The 1108-nt window shown below is 42.4% G+C and carries 1 protein-coding gene and 1 pseudogene; one reads left to right on the top strand and one right to left on the bottom strand.

Translation table 11 applies throughout. From position 1 onward, the window contains the following. Nucleotides 1–307 (top strand): annotated as a pseudogene (locus A3739_RS30290) (hypothetical protein); the annotation flags it as partial. A gap of 365 nt (nucleotides 308–672) precedes the next feature. On the opposite strand, the gene A3739_RS22475 reads toward A3739_RS30290, so the two are convergent. Further along, a partial coding sequence (locus A3739_RS22475) for an adenosine deaminase (protein ID WP_369821117.1) occupies nucleotides 673–1108 on the bottom strand: 436 nt, incomplete at its 5' end.

Genomic DNA, 1108 nt, shown 5'->3' with positions numbered 1-1108 from the left:
AAGAAAGATTATCAATCACTACTTCAACGACCCCAAAATTTCAGACGCCAATAAGGTACTGTTCGCATTTGCTGCTTACAACGCTGGACCAACAAGAATTCATCGATTGAGAAGAACAACAAAAAAACTTGGTTTAGACCCAAACAAATGGTTTGGTAACGTAGAGCATGCCGTTGCTAGACATGTAGGCAGAGAAACGGTGAGTTACGTCGCCAACATTTCAAAATACTTTATCGCTTATCAATTGATTGAGGAACAGCAGAAAATTAGAGATGCCGTTAAAGAAAGTAGCAACGACACCTTCTAAATACTGGATTACAGAGAAGCACCATCAAATACAGTAATCTCTAACGCGCGAGCATCGACATCATCTAAGCAGACTACATTGACTCTAAATTGACCAGGCTCCCTGCGCGTTTCATGAAAAGTGTAAATACCGCATTTATTACAGAAAAAATGTTCTGCCACCTCAGTACCAAAATGGTAGCTACTTAAACACTCGTTTCAATAGACAGATCATTTGCAGCAATCGAGAGGGGCGTCATGACAGCCCCTTTGCGCCGACAGATTGAACAAATACATAGCAAACCGCTCTCGATTTCAGGTCCATCAAAGTTAAACTTGACCGGACCACAGTGGCAACTTCCTTGATGCTTCATCTTATATTTTCCTCTATGCGATAACTTTCTTAAGCTTTTCTAGATAATTATTTTCCAAGTCTCCAGATATAAAACTACTTCGAATGCTATTTTCAGCAAGACGCGCGGCTTGAGCTCGCGTCATCGCTAAATCATTTGCCATGAATTGAAAGTTATCTAACAAGTATCCTCCAAAGAATGACGGGTCATCTGCGTTAACAGTCGCCATCAACCCCCGATCGAGCATTTGAAGGATTGTGTGATCAGCCATCTTCTCAAACACTTTCAAACGCACATTGCTTTGCGGACAAACCGTCAGAGGAATACCCTCTTCCACTAGCCGTTCAACAAGCGCTTCGTCTTCCAAACACCGAACGCCGTGATCAATACGATCAACTTTGAGTAAATCTAAAGCCTCATATATATATGACGGCGGTCCCTCTTCACCAGCATGAGCGACAGCCTTCAGC

This window comes from Oleiphilus sp. HI0067 (genome assembly GCF_001635735.1).
This window is presented reverse-complemented; position numbering and strand designations above follow the sequence as displayed.